Raw genomic sequence first — 1948 nt, 5'->3', positions numbered from 1 at the left:
ATTTCACGCGTGGAAATCGGGGAAGCGAGTTTGTTGATCTGAATTACATTCAGGGAGCGGGGAATTGATTCTGGCTTGGTGGTCCGCCCTCCTTTCGTTCCCTGCCGGGCTGACTTACTTTTCTTTGTCTTGCCAAAGAAAGTAAGCAAAGAAAGGCGCGCCCGAGATGGCGACCCATTCCTTGAATTTCTGTCGCAGGGAGGGGAAGGGAAAAACTCGCTTCGCTCAGACAGTTTCCCTTCCTTTTTCCTCCCTGCAACAGAAATTCAAGGCGCCATCTAGGGCAGGGTACGGCCACACCAGCTGAAGGCTTGCGTTGTCGATTGGGTTTCCCTTTGTCGTGGGTTTATTGCCAACCGCCACCCAACGCCTGCATGAGCGCGGCGGAATCCAGCAACCGATCCGCCTGGCTCTGCACCTGTTGCAGTGTGGCCTGGTCGACCTGGCGCTGGGCGTCCAGCAACGTTAGCGTGCTGATGCCGCCGGCGGCGTGGCGGGCTTGGGCGGCGCGCAGGGTCTGTTGTGCCTGGTCGGTTGCCAGCGCTCGGGCCTGCAGCGTTTGGGCGTCGTTGTTGACGGCGTGCAGGGTGTCGGCCACTTCTTGCAACCCTTGCAATACGGCTTGTTTGTAGGCGGCGCCGGCAGCGTCGTAGGCCGCTTCGGCTTCGCGTTTTTTTGCGCGCAGAGTGCCGCCGTGGAAGAGCGGTTGCGTGAGGCCGGCGCCCAGATTCCAGATGCTTGACCCAGCGCCAAGGAGGTTGCGGAAGCTGGTGGCTTCCGAACCCAGCCCGGCGGACAGGGTGATACGCGGGAACAAATTGGCCGTAGCCACGCCCACGTTGGCGCTGGCTTCGTGCCACATCGCTTCGGCAGCACGGATGTCGGGGCGGCGCTGCGCGAGCGTGGATGGCAGCGACACCGGCAGCGGGTCGGGCAGATGCAGCGCGTCGAGCGACGGCAGGTCAGGCAACCCGGCACCGGGTTCGCGGCCCAGCAATACCGATAGACGGTGCCGCTGCTGCGCAGCCTGTTGCGCGAGCGGCGGCAACGTGGCGTCGGTCTGCGCGACGAGCGTGCGCTGCGAGAACGCATCGACCTGCGCGACGCCGCCCACGCTCAACCTCCGCTCGGTGATCTCCAATTGCTTGCGCTGCTCGGCCGCCAATCGCTGCGTGGTCGCGATCTGCGCATCCAGCGCGGCAATCCGCACCGCCGTCGTCACCACATTGCCTGCCAGAGACAGGCGCGCCGCCTCCAGTTCATAACGCTGCGTATCGACCTGCGCGCGCGATGCCTCCAGCGCCCGGCGCACGCCGCCAAAAATGTCCAGCGCATACGACACCGACAGCGACGCCGAATACAACGTGAACGGCCCTGGCTTGGGCGTGTTGAATCCGAACGCCTCTGGGTTGATCTGCTGACGCACCGCCGACACGGTGCCATCCACCGACGGCAACGCATAGCCGAACTGCGCCTGCGCTTCGGCCTGCGCCTGACGCAAGCGCGCCTCCGCCTGCGCGACGGACGGGCTCGCACGCAACGCCTCGTCCACCAACGCATCCAGCGCAGGGGATCGGAACAGGTGCCACCAATCGGCCGGCACGTTGGCATCGACGAGATGCTGCGCTTCGCCGCCAACAACGGGCGCGGATGCGGTTTCGCGCGAAACAGGCTGCGCGGAATAGCCGGTAGCCGCAGGCCCCGCGGGCGCTTTGAAATCGGGACCGACGGCACAGCCGCTCACAGCCAGCGCGGCAATCAACACAGCCCCAGCCGCCCGCTCACCACACCTCAACGCTCGCCCCAACGCCAACAGGTGCCCACCGACGGTTTGGCCGTACCCTGCCCTAGATGGCGCCTTGAATTTCTGTAAGCGGGCGGAAAAGAGACGGGGAACTGTCTGAGCGGAGCGAGTTTTCCCCGTCTCCGCCCGGTTACATAAATTCAA

The 1948-nt window shown here is 64.5% G+C and carries 1 protein-coding gene; it reads right to left on the bottom strand.

Going from position 1 to position 1948, the window contains the following annotated elements; translation table 11 throughout:
- Window positions 1-346: 346 nt before the first annotated feature.
- Complete coding sequence (locus tag BEK68_RS07070) at window positions 347-1765, bottom strand: efflux transporter outer membrane subunit (protein WP_009277198.1); 1419 nt, start codon at window positions 1763-1765, stop codon at window positions 347-349.
- Window positions 1766-1948: the final 183 nt, after the last annotated feature.

The sequence above is a fragment of the Ralstonia pickettii genome (genome assembly GCF_001699815.1).
Taxonomy (GTDB): domain Bacteria; phylum Pseudomonadota; class Gammaproteobacteria; order Burkholderiales; family Burkholderiaceae; genus Ralstonia; species Ralstonia thomasii.
The sequence above is the reverse complement of the archived record's forward strand: the minus strand, read 5'-3'. Positions and strand labels throughout refer to the sequence as shown.